We start from the raw sequence: 18,547 nt of genomic DNA, 5'->3' as shown, positions 1-18,547 counted from the left end.
TCATGGAACCGATCGAATCGGCCTTCTTCGGCCACCCCGAGGGTGACCCGCGCGCCCTGCTGTACTTCGAATGGCTGCAACGGCGCGAATCCGGCTACGCCGTCGCCGATTTCGCCGAAGAGGTGCGCGACCTGACACATACCGCGCTGCCCAACGGCGCGGCGTGCTGGCGGCTGCTCGACCGCATCGAGGCCGCCCCGCGCGATCCGCACTGGCCCTACGACGAGATCGCCGAGGACATCGCGGCCGAGCCGATCGCGAGCCCGTCGCAATCGGGTAACCGGCTCTACGACCGCCTCCTCGGCGGCTGGCTGGGCCGGTGCGTGGGCTGCACGCTCGGGAAACCACTGGAGAACGGGTTCCGGTGGAGTCCGCGGTCGATCCGCGCGTACCTGGAATGGGCCGACGCCTACCCGCTGACGGACTACGTGCCGGTGCTCAGCCCGATGCCGGACGGTTTCCGGCTGCAGCGCAGCTGGCCGGAGTCGACCCGCGGCCGGGTGGACGGCTGCCCGCGCGACGACGACCTCGACTACACCGTGCTGGGCCTGAACCTGCTCGAGCAGCACGGCACCGGGTTCACCCCCGCCGACGTCGCCGCCGAATGGCTGGAGCGGCTGCCGTTCCTGCAGACCCACACCGCCGAGCGAGTCGCCTACCGCAACCTGATAGACGGCTGGGTGCCGCCCGCGACGGCCCGGCACCGCAACCCGTACCGCGAATGGACCGGCGCGATGATGCGCGCCGACATCTACGGCTATGTGTGCCCGGCGGATCCGGTGCGCGCGTCGACGCTGGCGGCCCGCGACGCCTCGGTCTCGCACACCGGAAACGGCGTCTGGGCGGCGATGTGGGCGGCCGCGCTGATCGCCGCGGCCTTCGATGCCGCGGCGCCGTCGGCCGCGCTGACCGTGGCGCACCAGGTGATCCCGGAACGGTCGCGGCTCGCGGTGGCGCTGGCGCAGGTACTCGACGACCACCGCCGCGGCCTCGACTGGGAGCAGGCGGTGCAGTCGATCCACGCCCGCCACGGGCACTACAACTGGGCGCACGCCATCGGCAACTGCTGCCTGGTGAGCGCCGGATTACTCTGGGGCGCAGGGGATTTCACCACCACCATCGCGCTCACCGTGCAGGGCGGCTGGGACACCGACTCCAACGGCGCCACCGCCGGCTCGGTGGCCGGTGTCCTGCTGGGCGCGGGCGCGATCCCGCGGCACTGGACCGCACCCCTGCACGATCGCCTGCGCACCGCGGTCTCCGGATACGACGGCGTCGGCATCTCCGCCCTGGCCCGCCGCACCTTCGACCTCGCCCGCCAGCAGGTCACCTGTGGGTGAGCGGGCCGCGGCGCCCGGCCCGATCTCGATGCTCAGTCGCCCGACGTCGCGTAGTGGATCCAGTCGAACCCGTCGGCGTCGATCTCGTCCAGATGCGGCGTCCGCACCAGCCCGACGCGCTCCGCCACTCGCACCGAGGCCGTATTGGCGGGCCGGATCCTGGCGACGACGGGCAGCGTAGGCAGCCACTGCCGAGACCACTTCACCACGGCCGCAGCGGCTTCCGTGGCGAGCCCACGCCCCCATGCCTCCGCCGCGAACCGATAGAACAGATTCAACCCCGGTTCCCCCTTGAACCGCGCGGTCCGCAACCCGCAGAACCCGAGCTGTGTCGCCTCCCCCCGCTGCCGCACCACCCAATACCCGTAACCCAGCCACCCCCACTGCTCGTCCCACTGATCGAACAGCCGCAGCGCCTCGTCCCGATCCGCCACCGTGCTCACCCAAGGCTGGGGGTCGCCGCAAATGGCAAGGATGGCATCGACATCCGCCGCAACGGGCCGCCGCAGCGACAGCCGCGGCGTGATCAGTTCCTCGCCGACACGAAGAGGGCTCACACCGCGACTGTAGAGCCCGGCCACCGCTGACCGCCGACGGTACCGCCCGGCCTCGTCGGACCGGGCGGCATCACCGATTGCCCTGAGCTACGCCGGGATTCAGCGCTCCAGAATCGCCACCACGCCCTGGCCCCCGGCGGCGCAGATGGAGATCAGGGCGCGGCCGGACCCCTTCTCCGCGAGCTGCTTGGCGGTCTGGGCGATGATGCGGCCACCGGTAGCGGCGAAGGGGTGGCCCGCGGCCAGCGAGGAGCCGTTGACGTTGAGCTTCGCGCGGTCGACCGAGCCCAGTGCGCCGTCGAGGCCCAACCGCTCCTTGCAGTACTGGTCGGACTCCCAGGCCTGCAGCGTGGCCAGCACGACCGAGGCGAACGCCTCGTGGATCTCGTAGTAGTCGAAGTCCTGCAGGGTCAGGCCGTTGCGGGCGAGCAGGCGCGGTACGGCGTAGGTCGGCGCCATCAGCAGACCGTCCGGACCCCACACGTAGTCGACCGCGGCGACCTCACTGTCCACCAGGTAGGCCAGCGGCTTCAGGTTGCGCTCGGCGGCCCACTCCTCGCTGCCCAGCAGCACCGCGGAGGCGCCGTCGGTGAGCGGGGTGGAGTTGCCCGCCGTCATGGTCGCGTCGCCGAGCTTGTTGCCGAACACCGGCTTGAGCGTCGACAGCTTCTCGATGGTGGAGTTCGGGCGCAGGTTGTCGTCGCGGGTCAGGCCCAGGAACGGGGTGACCAGATCGTCGAAGAAGCCGCGGTCGTAGGCGGCGGCCATGTTGCGGTGCGACAGGTAGGCCAGCTCGTCCTGCGCCTCGCGGGCGATGCCGAACTCCTTGGCGGTGATGGCGGCGTGCTCGCCCATCGACAGCCCGGTGCGCGGCTCGGCGTTGCGCGGGATCTCGATGCCCACCATGCGCGGCCGCAGCCGGCCGACCAGCTTCACGTAGTCGGAGTTCTTCTTGGCGCGGTTGGCGTCGAGCATCCACTCCCGCATGGACTCGCTCACGCCGATCGGCGCGTCGGAGGTGGTGTCGGTGCCGCCGCCGACGCCGGCCTCGATGCGGCCCAGCGCGATCGCGTCGCCGACGGTGACGATCGACTGCAGGCCGGTGCCGCAGGCCAGCTGCAGGTCGTGGGCCGGAGTGTAGGGGGACAGCTCGCTGCCCAGCACGCTCTCGCGGACCATCCCGTGCTCGCCGACGCGCTTGAGCACGGCGCCGCCGACCACCATCCCGAGCCGCTCGCCCTGCAAACCGAACCGGCTGACCAACCCGTTCAGGGCCGCGGTGAACATATCCTGGTTGGAGGCGTGGGCGTAGCGGCCGTCGGAGCGGGCGAACGGAATGCGGTTACCGCCCAACACCGCGACGAGGCGGGCCTGCTTGCTGGACCGGCTGTTGGTCGATGACCTGTTGGTCGATGACGCGGCCTTCGCCGAACGGGCTTTGGTAGTCACTCGAGTCTCCACTGTCTCGTCGGGATGTTCGGGGATTGTTCGGCGCTCGGGGCGTGGCCGAGAAACTCGGCTCAGCACCGATGCCCCATCGCTCTCGGTTTACTTTAAACTTACTCTGGAGTAAGTTCGTTGTCGACACCGTACCCCGTAGATGTGCGCAACAACGCTCGGGGCGGCACGCCGATGCAGACGTCCACATTCGACTCGAGGAAAAGGTAGGAACAGTGGCAGCCAGCAAGAGCAAGGGCGCTCCCAACCTGTACGGATCGTTCGTTCACTCGGCCCCCGGCGCGTTCCTGGCGAGCAAGCTGGGGCTGCCCAAACCGGAGAATCTGCGCCGCTACACCCCGGGCGAGCCGGCGCTGCCGGGCCCGGTGCTGTTGGGCGGCAAGGGCCGCGTCGCCGACGCGACCCGCACCCTGCTGTCGGATTACACCTTCGTCGATTCCCTCACCCCGGGCGTGAAGTTCGGCGCCCTGGTCTTCGACGCCACCGCGCTCGCCTCCATCGAGGAGCTCGAGCAGCTGTACCAGTTCTTCCAGCCGGCCATGCGGTCGATCGCGCCGTCCGGCCGCATCCTGGTCATCGGCACCACCCCCGAGCTGACCACCGGCGTCGAGGAGCAGATCGCGCAGCGCGCCCTCGAGGGCTTCACCCGCAGCGTCGGCAAGGAGCTGCTGCGCGGTGCCACCGCCAACCTGGTCTACCTGCACCCGGAGGCCGCCTCGGCCGCCACCGGGCTGGAGTCCACGCTGCGGTTCATCCTCTCGGGCCGCTCCGCGTTCGTGGACGGTCAGGTGTTCCGGGTCGGCAAGGAGGACAGCGCCGTCTCCTCGATCGACTGGAACAAGCCGCTGGACGGCAAGGTCGCCCTGGTCACCGGCGCGGCGCGGGGTATCGGCGCCACCATCGCCGAGGTGTTCGCCCGCGACGGCGCCCAGGTCATCGTCGCCGACATCCCGGCCGCCGGTGAGGCGCTGTCGGAGACGGCCAACAAGGTCGGCGGCACCGCGCTGGCGGTCGACGTCACCGCCGCCGACGCCGCCGACAAGATCGCCGAGCTGGCCGCCGAGCGCTTCGGCCGCCTCGACATCGTGGTGCACAACGCCGGTATCACCCGCGACAAGCTGCTCGCCAACATGGACGAGGGCCGCTGGAACGCGGTGCTCAACGTGAATCTCGCGGCGCCGCACCGGATCACCGAGGCGCTGGTGTCCAAGGGCGTGCTGAAAGAAGGCGCCCGGGTCATCGACATCTCCTCGATCGCGGGCATCGCGGGCAACCGCGGCCAGACCAACTACGGCGCCTCCAAGGCCGGCGTCATCGGCATGGTGAACGCCGAGGCCCCGAAGCTGGCCGAGAAGGGCATCACCATCAACGCCGTCGCCCCCGGTTTCATCGAGACCGCCATGACCGCGGCCATCCCGCTGGGCACCCGCGAGGCGGGCCGGCTGATGAGCTCGCTGTCGCAGGGCGGCCAGACCGTCGACGTCGCCGAGACCATCGCCTACTTCGCCGGCCCGGCGTCCAACGCGGTGACCGGTAACGTGGTCCGGGTCTGCGGCCAGAGCCTCATCGGCGCCTGATCGGAGCATCATGACCCAGACCATTTCGCTGACCGAGCCGCCGAAGACCGGCAACCTCTATATGAAGGCCGCCCTCGGGGCCGTGCCGCTGCCGCTGGTCTCCGGCCGCAAGTCCGAGATCCCCGACCGCGCCATCGAATTGAACGGTGTCACGGTCGATGTCGACAACCTGGCCGCGTACTGCCACGCGACCGGCCAGCGCTTCGGCGACTCGCTGCCGCTGACCTATCCGTTCGTGCTCACCTTCCCCGTGGTGATGCAACTGGTGGTCGCCCGCGACTTCCCGTTCGTCGCGGTGGGCGCGGTGCACGCGGAGAACGTCATCGAGCGCACCCGCGAGATCTCGGTGAGTGAGCCGCTGGACATCCACGCCCATGTGGAAAATCTGCGCGAGCACCCGAAGGGCCTGCTGGTCGATGCCATCAGCGAGATCCGGGTGGGCCGGGAGCTGGTGTGGCGGCAGGTCACCACCTTCCTGCACCAGCAGAAGACGTCGCTGTCGGGCGGCCCGAAGCCCGAGCCCAAACCGGAAGAGGTGCCCCCGCCGCCGCTGCGCACGCTGCGCGTGGATCAGGCGCTGATCCATCGGTACGCCGCGGCCTCGGGTGACCGCAACCCGATCCACATGTCCGCGTTGAGCGCCAAGGCGTTCGGCTTCCCGCGCTCGATCGCGCACGGAATGTGGTCGGCGGCAGCGATTCTCGGCGTCATCGAGGGCCGCGTCCCGGCGCAGGCCACCTACTCGGTGAAGTTCGGCAAGCCGGTGCTGCTGCCCGCCACGGTCAACGCCTACGCCGACCAGGTGGAGGCCGGTTGGGACCTGTCGCTGAAACACCCGAAGAAGGGCTACCCGCACCTGACGGCTACGCTGCGCTGAATCGAATCTTCGGTCTCGTCGGGGGACCGAGCGGAGCGGCCGCACGTCTTCTCGGCCGCCGCCGATCGAGTCGCAAGGGGGATTCGATCGGCGGCGAGTACCGAGAAGGTGTGCGGCTCTTCGCTATTCGGCCTTCTTCCGGCCCGCCAGGCCGCGCCAGGCCAGATCGTCGAGCAGGTCGACGGCCTCGGCCACCGCGACCTCACCGTCGGCGATCCGGTCGGCGATGGCCTCACCGGCGCCGATGACAGCCACCGCCACGATGTCGAAATTCGTGCCGGGCTCGGCGTATTTGGCGCTGGACTCGAGCAGTTTGCCCGTCAGCTCGATGACCCGCTCGCGGCTGTTGGCGATCTCGGAGGCGAAGGGCTGCTGCCCCAGCGCCTGGCGGTACAGCACCTGCCAGGACAGCCGATTGTTGTCCACATAGGACAGGAACGCCTCGAGACCGGCGCGCAACTGCTCGTGCGGGGTCAGCTTGGGGTTGCCCGCCACCGCGACCGCCTCGATGAACCGGACGCTCTCGCGCGCGATGCAGGCGCGGAACAACTCGTCCTTGGACCCGTAGTACAGATAGAGCATCGGCTTGGAGATCTTCGCCTCGGCGGCGATGGCATCCATCGAGGTATCGTGATACCCCTTGCGCGAGAACACCTCTACGGCGGCGTCCAGCATCTGCTGTTCACGAACCGCCCGAGGAAGCCGTTTCGTACCGCCTGCCATTCGCTCTCCTAGACCATGATGAAACCCCTATCTTACTCCAAGGTAAGTTCCATGCGAGACAATTGCCGATGATTCGCGGCTCCGGTCAGCAGTGCATGGGAATGCCCTTGAAGCGGGCCATCCGCAGCACCGAGGCGTCGACCTGCTGCATCGGCAGCCGTCCGGCGCGGACCTCCTGTTCGAGCCGGTCCAGGACCGCGGTGACGGCGTCGGAACTGATCCACAGCGCGTTGTCGGCGCCGGCCTCGAGCGCGGCGGCGACCGCGTCCGCGATGCCCATCCGGCTGGTGATCGCCGCCATGCCGCTCAGGTCGTCGGTGAAGATCGGCCCGTCGAACGGCGCGGCCCCGTAACCGGCGCCCTGCCGCAGCAGCGTCATCACCTGCGGGCTGATGCTGGCCGGGATGCCGTCGGTGGTCAGGCCCGGTACGTCCAGATGCCCGACCATCACCCCGGCGCCCGACCCGATCAGGTTGCGGAACGGCACCAGATCCACCTGCCGCAGCTGCTCCAGCGGCGGCGTGCGCACCGCGCCGGTGTGCGAATCGCCCGAACCCGAGCCGTGCCCGGGGAAGTGCTTCATCACCGCGCCCAGCCCGGCGTCGCGCATGGCGCGGATGTACGCGTCGGCGTAACGGGTGACCACCTCCGGGTCGTCGGAATAGGAGCGGTCGCCGATGACGCTGTCGTCGGGCTGGCTCGACACGTCGACATCGGGTGCGAAGTCGACGGTGATGCCGAGGTCCTTCATGGCCCGGCCGCGGGCGACGCTCTGCGTGTAGTACTCCTCGGCGGACATCGTCTGTGCGCTGGCGCGGGCCGAGGGCGCGGGGCCGATGAGGTTGCTCAGCCGCGACACCCGGCCGCCCTCCTCATCGATGGTCACCATCAGGGGGGTGCGCGCGGCGGCCTCGACGCGGTCGATCTGCTTCTCGCTCAGCAGCGCCTGATCGGTCCAGCTGCCGAGGAATACGCCGCCGATCTGCTCGGTGCGTACCAGCGCTTCCGCGTCGGCGAGGCCGTTCACGCCGACGGTCAGCAACTGGGCCAGCTTCTGCCGGGTGGTGTACTGCGCGAGAAAGCCCGCGGTGCAATCGGGTTGCGTGCCGGTGGCGGCGGTGGTCTGGCTCGGTGGCGCGCTGGTGGCGCCGGAGGTTTCGGCGGTCGTGCTGCTGCCGCCGGAGCAAGCGGTCAGGGTGACCGCGAATACCGCGAGAACGATCCCGGGAACGGTGCGCATGGGAGTTGACGGTAGCGGTCCGAGCGGCGCCGGGACAGCCCGGACCCACCGGTATATCTATCGGTCGATCGTTTATTGGTAGCCTCACCGAAAAGTACCGGCGCGACGGCGGCCTCGGCGCGCCACGTTCGCGAAATCGTCGGGAACTGGTATCGACACAGTGCAGCTGAACGACGGCTAGGGCTTTCGATGTCATTCTCCGACTCACGGCACAAGCGGAAGGCTGAAACAACGATGCGTATCGGCGCAAAGGTGCGCGGCGCGGGACTGGCTCTCGCGGCAGTGGTAGGACTCGGCCTGGTCGGGGCGGGCCCGGCGACGGCGAGCGAGGTGGATCGCTACCTCGACCTACCGCTGGTCAACCGCGACGCGGCCCAGGGGCCGGGCGGCGTGAACCCCGACCTCCCCTACGATCACGCGGAATTGGGCCGGCTGCTCGACCAGGCCCGCGCGGAAGGGGTGGCGCCCACCCGATATGCCGCCCTGCTGTTCCAGTACTGGCTGGTGGACGCGACCGGCAAGGCGGGAATCGATCTGGCCTCCTGGAATCCGCGCGCGGGCGTACAGGCCAACCGCGACAACCTGATCAAGTCCTACCGCTATTACGAGAATCTCCAGCTCGATCACCGTGAATTGCAATGGGCCGGAATGGGCGGCCAGGTCGGCGCCGATTTCGGCGGCGGGCTGGTCGATTTCGAATTGATGGGCAGCGTGTACGACCTGCCCGGCATCGCCGACGCCGCGCACGCCGTGCTCGGCGCCGTCCAGCAGGCCGCGGGCCCGCAGGCGGTCGAGCTGCTGCCGGAGGGGTTGCGGGCGCTCGCCCAGGCCGCGCCGCAGATCGCCCCGGAGGACCTGCACTGGATCCTCGGGTTGATCCTGGTGATGCAGAAGAACATCTTCTCCGACCTGATGCCGATGCACGACGCGTACGTCACCGGGGGACTGCCGGCGCTGGCGGAATTCCAGGCGGCGGGCCTGTTCGGCGCGGACATCATGGACGCGTGGCGCGATGTCGCCTCCGGTGACCACGACCGGATCGCCGCGGGCAACGGCACGCTGCTGCGCCGCGAACAGCAGTGGGCCATCGGCGATCAGTGGGATCAGGTCCGCAACTACAAGGGACCGGTCGGCGAGGCCATCACCTACCTCAGCGGCGCCGTGGGGTCGCCCTCGGTCGCCGGGGTGGTGCCGCCCCGCGAATTCCGGCCGGTGCGTATCCCGTTCACCGCCTCCGACGGACGGGCCATGGTCCTGACCATGCCGCTGCCGGACTGGAACTGGTCGGTGCTGGACTCCCGCTGGGACTACATCACCACCGAACTGCTGCCGAAGTACAAATGGCAGGTCGAGAACAATTGGCCCGCATTGGAAGCCACCCTGCGCACCCCCTACGAGATACAGCTGGAGTCGCATCGGCCGCTGCTGAACATCCCGCAGCTGCTGACCTCTGCCGTGCAGGAGCTGAAGATCACCCCGGCCGGACAGGAGAACTGAGATGCGTCTGCGGACTCTCGCCGCGGCGGTCGCGATCATGTGTGCCGGCGCGGCACCCGTTGCCGCCGAACCGGTTCCGCCGCGGACGCCCGGGCTGGACCAGGTCTTCAACGGCTACGTCGTCGGCGCGCTGACCGGCGCCACCCCCGGCTCGCCGCAGGAGATCTTCCAGGGCTTGCTCGCCAACGACCCGTTCTATCAGGAACCACCGCTGACCGGTGCCGAGCAGCCGGGCACGATCCTGAAGGCGAAGAAGGTCGACGTGCTGTTCACGGGCCTGAAACCGGCCGATCTGGATGCCTGGAAGCTGATGTACGTCACCACCGACCTCGACGGCGTGACCCCGACCATCAGCACCGGAATCCTGATGATCCCGCGTGACGGCAAGCCCGCCGCGGAACGCAGGCTCGTCTCCTATCAGGAGGCCAACGACAGCGTCGGCGCCCGTTGCCATCCCAGCACGCAGTGGACCGGCGGCGACCCGGGCGACGGGGCGTCCTGGTCGGCGCTCGGCCCGCTGGCGCTGATGTTCGGCAAGGGTCTCGCGGTGATGATCTCCGATGTCGGCAACGACGCCGATCCGCGCCCGCACGGTGTGTTCGCGGGCAAGTACGCCGCGCACACCCAGCTCGACGGCGCCCGCGCCGCACTGGGTTTCACCGAGGCGGGCCTGAATCCGGAGGCGCAGCTGGCGCTGTTCGGCATCGCGGGCGGCGGGGTCGGGGCGGGCTTCGCCGCCGAACTGCAGCCGACCTACGCCCCGGAGCTGAACGTGAAATCGACTGTGCTGGAAGGCATGGTCGTGAATCAGCGCAACTTCATGCGCGTCGCCGACGGGTCGATCGGCTCGGGGTTCGCCTTCGCCACGCTGCTCGGGCTGGAGCCGAAATACCCGGAGATGGCGCTGGATTCGAAGCTGAACCCGGTCGGGCGGGGGATCGCGGACATCTTCCGACAGCAGTGTCAAGACGTCTATTTCGGGATGCCGTTCATTCCGCTGAACACCATGTTCACCTCCGGGCTGAACCCCGCCGACGAACCGGCGTTCCAGCACGTGTTCGACGACAACGAACTCGGCCGGTCCGGGGCGCCGACGTCGAAGGTGCTCATCACGTCCTGCGCCAAGGACGACTCGTTCATGTCGCTGGTCCCGGCCGCGGACTCCCGGCGGCTGGCCGACACCTACCGTGCGCAGGGCACCGACGTCACCTATCAGCCGACCGACTGCAGCATGGTCAAGATGCTCACCGACCTCTACGGCTGGGGCACCGACCTGTTCGGCATGCAGACGATCGACTGGCTGGACAGCACCTTCGACTGACCCCGGACACGGTTGTGGCCCCCGACCCGTGCCGGTCGGGGGCCACTCTCGTCTCTCTACTTACCCGGCAGCTCGTTGTGCCCGCCGAACGCCTTGCGCATGGCCGACAGCACCTTGTCGGAGTACAGCGCCTCGCCACGGGAGGAGAAGCGCTGGTACAGCGCCGCCGACAGCACCGGCGCGGGCACACCCTCGTCGATGGCGGCGTGGATGGTCCAGCGGCCCTCGCCCGAGTCGGACACCCGGCCGCCGAACGTGCTCAGCTCCGGATCGGCGTGCAGGGCGGCGGCCGTCAGGTCCAGCAGCCAGGACGCGACGACCGACCCGCGCCGCCACACCTCGGTGACCTCCGCGACGTCGATGTCGTACTGGTAGTGCTCCGGATGCTCGAGCGGGGTCTCCTCGGCGGAGTGCTCGTCGGCGACGGTCTTGCCGATATTCGCCTTGTGCAGGATGTTCATGCCCTCGGCGTAGGCCTGCATGGCGCCGTACTCGATGCCGTTGTGCACCATCTTCACGAAATGGCCCGCGCCGGCCGGGCCGCAGTGCAGGTAGCCCTGCTCGGCCGGGGACGGCTCGCCGGTGCGGCCGGGGGTGCGCTCGGCGGCGTCCACGCCGGGCGCGATGGCCCGCAGCAGCGGCTCGACGTGCTTCACCGTCTCGGCCTCGCCGCCGATCATCAGGCAGTAGCCGCGCTCGAGGCCCCATACGCCGCCGGAGGTGCCGATGTCGAGGTAGTGAATGCCCTTGGGGGCCAGTTCCTTCGCGCGCCTGATGTCCTCGTGGTAGCGGCTGTTGCCGCCGTCGATGATGATGTCGCCCGGATCGAGCAGCTCGGCGACCTGGTCGATCACCGCGCCGGTGGCGCCGGCCGGGATCATCACCCACACGATGCGCGGCTTCTCGAGCAGGGCGACGAAGGTCTTGTAATCGGTGGTGCCGGTGAAGCTCTCGCCGAGTTCGGCGGTGAACTCCTTGATCTGGTCCTCGTGGCGCGAATAGCCCACGGCGGTGTGCCCGTCGCGGACGATGCGCCGCACGATGTTGGCGCCCATCCGGCCGAGCCCGATCATTCCAAGCTGCATACCCATCTCCTCGAGTCGTCCGAGCTCCGGCAGGTCCGAGCTCTGCTGGCAGTGCCTGGCGGCCGCTGTCCGCGACCCTACGTGGTGAAGCGGGCGGCCGCCCGCACCGCGGGCCGTCTCGATTGTCCTAGGTGGACCGTACGGAAATTTCTCCACCCTCCGTGTAACGCTCCCCGCACGACGCCGATATTCAGGACGGCTCCGCGCTGTTGCCAGACCCCCGACCCGGCAACCGCGCGGGGCCTTCTTCTTCCCACCCACCCCATCGCACAAGCCCTGCCCAGCCACCCGCCTCCTCGAAGTCCCTCGTGCTCGCCCGCCGCCCACGGACTCCTTCCTATTGGCTGGCCGCCCATAACTTCCGGCCTGCTCGCCGCCGCCCGAGCCAAGCGCCTCCAGCTCGCCCGTCGCCCGAGCGGAGCGCCTCTGGTTGCCCGTCGCCCGAGCGGAGCGCCTCTGGTTGCCCGCCGCGCTTTTCAGCGGCGGGCTGAGATCATGTGCGCATGCTGTACGCGCTGTATCTGGTGGGTATCGCGGCGTTTGCCGCCAGCGGGGTATTGGCCGCGTATCGGGCCAACATGGACCCGTTCGGGGGGCTCGCGCTCGCCTTCGCCGCCGCTATCTCCGGTGGCACGCTGCGTGATCTCATTCTCGACCGGCATCCGCTGTACTGGACGCGAGACTGGATCCTGTTGACGCTCATCATCTGTGTCGGGGTGGGGACCATGATCTACCTGAGATTCTGGCAACTGCCCCGCCGGTCGCTGCTGGTGGTCGACGCGCTCGGCCTGGCGGTGGTGACCGTGATCGGAGCCCGCGCCGCCATCGACTCAGGCGTCACGCCACTCGCCGTACTGATCCTGTCGGTCATGACCGGCGTGACGGGTGAGGTGATCCGCGATGTGTTGTGCGGTGAGTTCCCGCCGTTGCTGCTGCGCGAGGAGGTCTACGCGGTGGCCGCGCTGCTCGGCGCGGGGTGCTGCCTGGCACTGCACGCGGCGGGCGTCGCCGACGGTCCGTCCGCGTTCGTGTCGGCGGGCCTGGTGTTCGTATTGCGCATCGCCGCAATCTATTTCGGAGTGCATCTGCCCCGACCACGGACCGCCGGTGGGATCCGGCTCGATGTTTTTCCGCGCCGCCGCGGTTGAGTCGGTGCACGTCGAAGCCGTCGCCGGTGCGGATGCAACGCTTTTCGCGAGCGACCACCGGACATTCGGTGCACGCTCATGCTGCACATCGCCAATTGCGTTGTCGGATGGCAAATTTCGCTATACCTCGGTCTGTGGTGAGTGGACTGCGGTTGCTATGTGCTCGATCGCATGGATTTGCGTTAACGCGACGCGGCAGGGGTACGATCATCCGCGCACACGGCCACCCGGCTGCGGGACCATCGAGTGGACAACTGATGAGGGGTGCAGCTCGACGCCACCACGCCGACATTGCCCCCGCTGCCCCTCGCGCCGGATACGTTGTCCCCCCGAACTTCCGGGCGATCTCCCAGCAGTCCACGCCCGTCCCCCGGCGTGAACTGGTAGGGCCTGCACGCTCCCACCCCTTCGAGCCGGTCGCCCCCATTGCCCCGCGACCGCACACCCTGCGCGCCGGTGACTCCATCTCACCGGTCCCAGACGAACTGTGATGTCAATGCTCGAGCCCGCCGAAGCCCATGCTGTCCGGCCGGACCGCACGAAGTGTCAGCAGACCGTGTGGTCGGCTACAGCGCCGCCAATGCCTCGACTGTGAACGTGATCGTCGCCGCTGGTAAGGGGCAATACCGCGCTGGAGCCGGTGACGGGAATCGAACCCGCACTCTCAGCTTGGGAAGCTGATGTTCTACCACTAAACTACACCGGCGGCGACCCCGTGGGCCCCGGAAGACAATAGCAGATGAGCCGTCGAGCAGTGTAACCTCCCTGCTCGCGCAGGAATTCTGGGTATCGGACCCGTTCTGTCACGAGTGCTAGCCCCGCGCACGCGGTAGATTGCTCACGATCCCCGGCTGTGGAGGCTCGAGCACGACGCGATCCGCGTCACAGTCCGCGGGCGGCTGTGCCAGGCGTACCGGCCGCTCCGGCGTGTTCCGCGCGGTCCGAATCCATCGTCCTGCCCTGCACAGCACATCGGCCACGAGCCGAACATCCTGCCGCGCAATTGTCTCCGGCACATGCGCGAGTTGAAACCATGACACTCGCCTCCGAAATATACAGCGGTTGGCTAGGCTGACCGTGTGAGTTTGGAAGACGAATGGCCTGGGGTTGCCGAGCGGTTCGCGAAGGAGTTGGCAGCTGATCTACCCCAACTCAGGTTGGACTTCACGCCGGTGTCACTGGACAGGCTCGAGTCGGAGGTCTTACGTCGATTCAGCGATCCAGCTCAGTTGGCTGGTACGGAGACACGTCCGTTCGTAGATAGGGCGGCAGCCTATTTCGGCGAGGTGATGTGCCGCGGCTGGGGCGGGTGGGGATGGTCTCCTGCGTGGGAGTGGGAAGCCTCGTCACCATGGGAGGGTGACGACCGGCCCGAGATCAATCCTCGGAGAGACCTGCTTTACGCGAGTTCGCGAAGCATCGATGGATTCGTGCCTTGGGACGTTATCGCTGAGGCCGTCGCTATCCGTTCCGGGTCTGAATTGTTCTCCCGCTACAACGAGTGGGATGATGCGGCGATGGAAATCGCCGGAGAAGAGGAAATGGCCTGAGGTATCTTTGATTATGGGTCTGTTTTCGAAGTCTCTGAACAATGTGGATCCGCAACAAATCGACAACACCGACCTGTCTGCGTTCTCGGACTCGATCGGCGGGGCGCGCCTGGTGTGTTTGGGGGAGAGCGCACATCACCTGTCCGAGCTTGTGAAGTTGCACGATCGGATCAGTCGGTACCTGGTAGCCGAGCATGGTTTCACTGTTCTCGCGTTCGAATCGGGCTACCCGGAGGGACTGCTGGTCGACCAGTGGATCTGCGGCGGCCCCGGCAGCCTCGACGAGGTCGCTCGCACTGGTATGACCTGGTCGTTCGGTTGTTCGGCCGAACGTCACGCTCAACTGCGCTGGATGCGCGAGTGGAACGAGGCTTCTGCCAGACGGATCGGGTTTCTCGGGATGGACGTTCCCGGGTGCCTGACAACTCCGCTGCCGGCGATCAGCGCCTGCTTGCAGCGGATACCGCCGCAACCTGGCGATAGGGAACTGCTGAACGTGGCCGACCTCGGTTCGGGCACTGACATACCGCCCACCACAGGTGGCGTCTCACCGGTGCCCGACGTGCTCCGCTCCGGTGTCGACAACCTGATCAATCGTTGTCAGGACAGCGGTGATCGGATTGCTCTGCAATGCGCGCGCGGAGCGCGGGCCGTTATAGAGTTTCTCGACCATGGTCTGTACCCTGGCCCGGGACGCAACCTTCGCAACGAGACGATGGCCGAGAACCTGCGCGTATTGCTCGAGCGGGGCGAGCGGATTGTGGTCAGCGCCCACAACGTCCATATCCAACGCACTCCGTCGTTCGACGGAACCGCTCCGATCGGGCAGATCCTCGCTAACGAGCTCGGCTCGGATCTTGTAGTTATCGGCACGACGCACGCCGGCGAAACAGTTCCCGGGGAACCACGGACCGATTCCGACCACAACCCCTCTCAATGGTTTACCACGGAGCTGCCCGCCCCTTTCCCGGAAGACTGCCTCGATGCCGTGCTCGATCGGCGCGGAGCGCTGCACTTCACCGACATTGCCCGTTCGGCCCCTGAGGCACTGGCAATCGTATCCACCATGCGTGGTCAACACCTTCTGGTCGATATCGACCCGCGTGAAACCTTCGACGCAGTCATCCATGTCCGACACACTCGTCCCGTCACCGGTGTCAGCGCCGAAAATTCGCATGGGAACGACCGGAGTCTCCGGCAGCCGTGATCGAAGTGCCTGCACCGTGCGGCGACCGTACCGATGACGAGCCACCGCAGGGCGTGCATGCGCCGGGGATGTCGGCGCCGGATGACAGCTGATACTTTGTGAGGTTATCGGACGATCGCCTAAAGGAAGGTTGATATGTCAGCCGTCGAGGACCGGCCGTGACTCGTATGCCGCCGAGTACCTCGAGGTGGAGCTCCTCGGCTGAACGCATTTTGCGCACGGCCGCGGAGCTTTTCGCTGTGCAGGGGTACTCGGCCACCTCAACTCGTGACATCGCCAGGCGGGCCGGTGTCCGGCAACCGGCGATCTACAAGCACTTCGCAACCAAGGACGATATTCTGGCTGCTCTGGTCCACCTGGGCCTGGAGCAACCGTTGGCAACAGCGGAGCGGTTGCGAGCGGTGGACGCGCCCGCTGTCGTCAAGCTGCGTCGCTGGTTGTTGGATTCCCTGTGGCACATGCACGGCGCACCGTATGTGCTCGCCTCGATTCTCATAACCCCTGAATTGCAGCAAGACCGTTTCGATGTCGAACGCGAGTTGCTTGGGCGCCTCGAACGGGCGGTCGTGGAGCTGGTGGATGCCGGTCGTCGCGAAGGCGACATTCGATCGGTCGATGCTGTATCGGCGGCTCGGATGGTGCTCGCGTTGTTCGATGCGCTGGCGTTGCCGCAGACTACGGTCGATCCGGCAGAGATCGCCGAATTTGCGCTTCTGGGTCTGCTCGCCGAGCCGGAACGGCAACCTCAGATCGCTCGGTGCGCAGCCGAATTGGCGGTCCCCTTACTCGGAGAGCCATTCGGCCAACCACCTCCGTGAGATTCGTTGTGCTCGGTCGGGCGAAATCCGGCCGGGCTCGATGAGGACCGAGATCGCTAGGCCGTCGAGCAAGGCGAGCAATTCCGCCGCGGCAGCGCGGGACTCGAGCTCGCGAGCCGGGTTCGCGCGCCTGAGCGCTGATTCGAGCGTAGATTCCATACGCTGCCACTGTTCCCGGTGGAGCACTGCGGCCTCCGGATCGTGTCCGGCCCGAGCCACCAGTGCCAGCCAGAGGTGAGACAACCGGTCCCCGGAAGTCGGCGGCAGGAGGAGGTTCGTAAGGTAGCGGAGCTCCTCGGCGGCGGTGAGGCCCGTGGCTCCGACTCCGGCAAATCGATGGGTTACCCCACCATGCAGGTGATTCCAGGCCGACAGCAGCAGTGCGGTCTTGGTCGGGAAGTAGTACTGGATTGTTCCGATGGAGACGCCTGCTCGCGCCGCGAGATCACGGACGCTGACACCTTCGATCCCGGATTCGACAATGGCGTCGGTTACGCGCTCCAGCAACTCGAAGCGGCGGCCGGATCGGGGCTCTCGTTTGTTACTCACATCTTTCCTGGACGCGCTGGAAGCGGCGAGCGGTTGGGCTGCCTCGGTCACGGGCATTTTGTATTCGCTGGTGGTACGGCATGTTCGAGTAGATAGCGGTCGACGACGGCGTCGACGCATCGATCGACGCCCCCGTAAGCTCCGTGGCCCACGCCGTTGTATGTCAGCAACACACCGGAATCGAGCCGATCAGCGAGTTCGGAGACCCACGAGTACGGTGCTTGAGGATCACCGGTATTCCCGATGAGGAGCACCGGTTCGGCACTGCGGCCCTCGATAACTCCACGCCCCACTCCGTGTACGGGCCAATGCGCACATTCTAGTAGCCGCAACGCAGTTAGCTCGCCGAAGTGCGGAGAGGCCGCAGTGAATTCCGGAATGAACGCGCGAATTTCCGCAACATTGTAACTGTCGGGGTAGTCTGCGCAATTCGCCGCCGTATTCGCTGCGGAGAAATTCGAGGATGACCCGTCGGGCCGCCGACCGGTGAACAGATCGGCGAATCCCGCGAGTTGCGTACCGTTACCCGAAAGTGCTTGCGCCAGAGCGGCATTCAACTGATGCCAGGTTTCGGGCGCGGCGACAGCCACACTCAGCGCGGTGACGGCACCGGGGCGGTCCACTGCGTAGCCGCGGTCGGTCGGCAGCGGGCTGCGGTCCAGGTCGGCGAGGAAGCGGTCCAACCGCTCCAACGCGTGCGATTCCGTATTGCCCAGAGCGCAATCACCAGTTGTACCGCAGAACGCGAGGAAATCTTGCAGAGCTCGTTCGCTGCCGGCCGCTTGATCGAGCAGGCTACTTCGGTAGGACCGGAACGGACTGCCGGGAGCATCGAGGACGATTCGCCCGGCGCGCTGTGGAAACAGGCTCACGTATGCGGCACCCAGCTGCCCACCGTAGGAGACACCGAGGAAACCGAGCCGTTCGTCACCGAGCAGCGCGCGGATTCGTTCGATGTCGTTCGCGGAGTCGAAAAGCCCAACGTGTTCCAGCAGGTCACCGGTCTCCCGGTGACACGTATCGGCGAACTGTGCAGCGGCCGCTGCCAGTGCGGCCCATTCCTCGTCCGTACGTGGCATGCGTTCCGGCAGTGAGGACTCCGGGCAGCGGACGGGTGTGCTCCGCCCGACGCCACGTGGATCCCAGGAGACCAGGTCGTATCTCTCGAGTACGGATCGGTACCGGGAGACGGCGGCGGATACGGTGTCCAATCCGGAGCCTCCCGGGCCGCCCGGGTTGTACAGCAGTGACCCGAGTCGTTTGGCTGGTTCGGCTGTGCGAGCCCGAATCAGCGCAAGTTGTATCTGTGCCCCCTGGGGCTCGCCATAGTCGAGAGGAACGGTCAGTGTCGCGCATTCCCAGTGAACATCGCCGACGATACCCGGCCGATCTTCGCATTCGGACCATGCTGCTGTGGGCGATGGCGGCAATGGTGCGCACGCCACTGTGAATGCGCCGGCAACTGCGGCGGCTGTCAACATTCGAATTATGCCGATGGTCACTCGGTTGCCTTACTCGCCGATGCGTTTGTCAACCATGCGTTCACGGCCGGACCTCTTCCTTGTTCCCGGGCGGGTATCAGTGGCAGTGGCGATATGGT

General features: G+C 67.4%; 16 protein-coding genes and 1 tRNA gene. 9 read left to right on the top strand and 8 right to left on the bottom strand.

Annotated features, from left to right (window positions below; genetic code table 11):
- The first annotated feature begins 2 nt into the window (after positions 1-2).
- Positions 3-1,340, top strand: coding sequence for an ADP-ribosylglycohydrolase family protein (locus NWFMUON74_RS34035; protein ID WP_187685784.1), 1,338 nt, complete (start codon positions 3-5; stop codon positions 1,338-1,340).
- A 32-nt stretch (positions 1,341-1,372) separates the two neighbouring features.
- Here NWFMUON74_RS34035 and NWFMUON74_RS34030 read toward each other — a convergent pair whose 3' ends face one another.
- On the bottom strand, positions 1,373-1,897 hold the full coding sequence (locus tag NWFMUON74_RS34030) for a GNAT family N-acetyltransferase (protein WP_187685783.1): 525 nt from the start codon (positions 1,895-1,897) through the stop codon (positions 1,373-1,375).
- 99 nt (positions 1,898-1,996) lie between these two features.
- The gene (locus NWFMUON74_RS34025; RefSeq protein ID WP_187685782.1) at positions 1,997-3,346 is read right to left on the bottom strand and encodes an acetyl-CoA C-acetyltransferase; all 1,350 of its coding nucleotides are present in this window, start codon (positions 3,344-3,346) and stop codon (positions 1,997-1,999) included.
- A 224-nt stretch (positions 3,347-3,570) separates the two neighbouring features.
- On the opposite strand from NWFMUON74_RS34025, the gene NWFMUON74_RS34020 reads away from it, so the two are divergent.
- Both NWFMUON74_RS34020 and NWFMUON74_RS34015 read left to right on the top strand, forming a co-directional pair.
- Positions 3,571-4,932, top strand: a complete 1,362-nt coding sequence (locus NWFMUON74_RS34020) for a 3-oxoacyl-ACP reductase (RefSeq protein ID WP_232110734.1) — start codon at positions 3,571-3,573, stop codon at positions 4,930-4,932.
- A 10-nt stretch (positions 4,933-4,942) separates the two neighbouring features.
- The gene (locus tag NWFMUON74_RS34015; RefSeq protein WP_269475307.1) at positions 4,943-5,809 is read left to right on the top strand and encodes a MaoC family dehydratase; all 867 of its coding nucleotides are present in this window, start codon (positions 4,943-4,945) and stop codon (positions 5,807-5,809) included.
- 123 nt (positions 5,810-5,932) lie between these two features.
- Here NWFMUON74_RS34015 and NWFMUON74_RS34010 read toward each other — a convergent pair whose 3' ends face one another.
- On the bottom strand, positions 5,933-6,532 hold the full coding sequence (locus NWFMUON74_RS34010; RefSeq protein WP_187685781.1) for a TetR/AcrR family transcriptional regulator: 600 nt from the start codon (positions 6,530-6,532) through the stop codon (positions 5,933-5,935).
- Positions 6,533-6,617: 85 nt separating this feature from the next.
- On the bottom strand, positions 6,618-7,772 hold the full coding sequence (locus NWFMUON74_RS34005; protein WP_187685780.1) for a glycoside hydrolase family 3 N-terminal domain-containing protein: 1,155 nt from the start codon (positions 7,770-7,772) through the stop codon (positions 6,618-6,620).
- Between the two features lie 234 nt (positions 7,773-8,006).
- On the opposite strand from NWFMUON74_RS34005, the gene NWFMUON74_RS34000 reads away from it, so the two are divergent.
- Both NWFMUON74_RS34000 and NWFMUON74_RS33995 read left to right on the top strand, forming a co-directional pair.
- Positions 8,007-9,269 (top strand): hypothetical protein, encoded by a 1,263-nt coding sequence (locus NWFMUON74_RS34000; protein ID WP_187685779.1) that lies wholly within the window; start codon positions 8,007-8,009, stop codon positions 9,267-9,269.
- A gap of 1 nt (position 9,270) precedes the next feature.
- Positions 9,271-10,590: a lipase family protein gene (locus tag NWFMUON74_RS33995; protein ID WP_187685778.1), complete on the top strand. Its 1,320-nt coding sequence runs from the start codon at positions 9,271-9,273 to the stop codon at positions 10,588-10,590.
- A gap of 56 nt (positions 10,591-10,646) precedes the next feature.
- Here the strand turns inward: NWFMUON74_RS33995 and gnd are convergent, their stop codons facing one another.
- Positions 10,647-11,675: a phosphogluconate dehydrogenase (NAD(+)-dependent, decarboxylating) gene (gene gnd, locus NWFMUON74_RS33990; RefSeq protein WP_187685777.1), complete on the bottom strand. Its 1,029-nt coding sequence runs from the start codon at positions 11,673-11,675 to the stop codon at positions 10,647-10,649.
- A 503-nt stretch (positions 11,676-12,178) separates the two neighbouring features.
- On the opposite strand from gnd, the gene NWFMUON74_RS33985 reads away from it, so the two are divergent.
- Entirely contained in the window at positions 12,179-12,823 is a 645-nt protein-coding gene (locus NWFMUON74_RS33985; RefSeq protein ID WP_187685776.1) for a trimeric intracellular cation channel family protein, read from the top strand.
- A gap of 632 nt (positions 12,824-13,455) precedes the next feature.
- Here NWFMUON74_RS33985 and NWFMUON74_RS33980 read toward each other — a convergent pair.
- Positions 13,456-13,529 (bottom strand) — tRNA-Gly (locus NWFMUON74_RS33980).
- Positions 13,530-13,902: 373 nt separating this feature from the next.
- On the opposite strand from NWFMUON74_RS33980, the gene NWFMUON74_RS33975 reads away from it, so the two are divergent.
- From NWFMUON74_RS33975 to NWFMUON74_RS33965, 3 genes are all read left to right on the top strand, one after another.
- Positions 13,903-14,373: a hypothetical protein gene (locus NWFMUON74_RS33975; RefSeq protein ID WP_187685775.1), complete on the top strand. Its 471-nt coding sequence runs from the start codon at positions 13,903-13,905 to the stop codon at positions 14,371-14,373.
- Positions 14,374-14,386: 13 nt separating this feature from the next.
- Positions 14,387-15,580 (top strand): erythromycin esterase family protein, encoded by a 1,194-nt coding sequence (locus NWFMUON74_RS33970; protein ID WP_187685774.1) that lies wholly within the window; start codon positions 14,387-14,389, stop codon positions 15,578-15,580.
- A 167-nt stretch (positions 15,581-15,747) separates the two neighbouring features.
- Positions 15,748-16,398 (top strand): TetR/AcrR family transcriptional regulator, encoded by a 651-nt coding sequence (locus NWFMUON74_RS33965; RefSeq protein ID WP_187689584.1) that lies wholly within the window; start codon positions 15,748-15,750, stop codon positions 16,396-16,398.
- Here the strand turns inward: NWFMUON74_RS33965 and NWFMUON74_RS33960 are convergent.
- Entirely contained in the window at positions 16,363-16,998 is a 636-nt protein-coding gene (locus NWFMUON74_RS33960; RefSeq protein ID WP_187685773.1) for a TetR/AcrR family transcriptional regulator, read from the bottom strand. The genes NWFMUON74_RS33965 and NWFMUON74_RS33960 overlap by 36 nt on opposite strands.
- Positions 16,995-18,428, bottom strand: coding sequence for an alpha/beta hydrolase (locus tag NWFMUON74_RS33955; RefSeq protein WP_232111264.1), 1,434 nt, complete (start codon positions 18,426-18,428; stop codon positions 16,995-16,997). The genes NWFMUON74_RS33960 and NWFMUON74_RS33955 overlap by 4 nt, the downstream gene beginning before the upstream one ends.
- Positions 18,429-18,547: the final 119 nt, after the last annotated feature.

Origin of the sequence: Nocardia wallacei, assembly GCF_014466955.1 — a bacterium.
GTDB lineage: Bacteria > Actinomycetota > Actinomycetes > Mycobacteriales > Mycobacteriaceae > Nocardia > Nocardia wallacei.
This window is presented reverse-complemented; position numbering and strand designations above follow the sequence as displayed.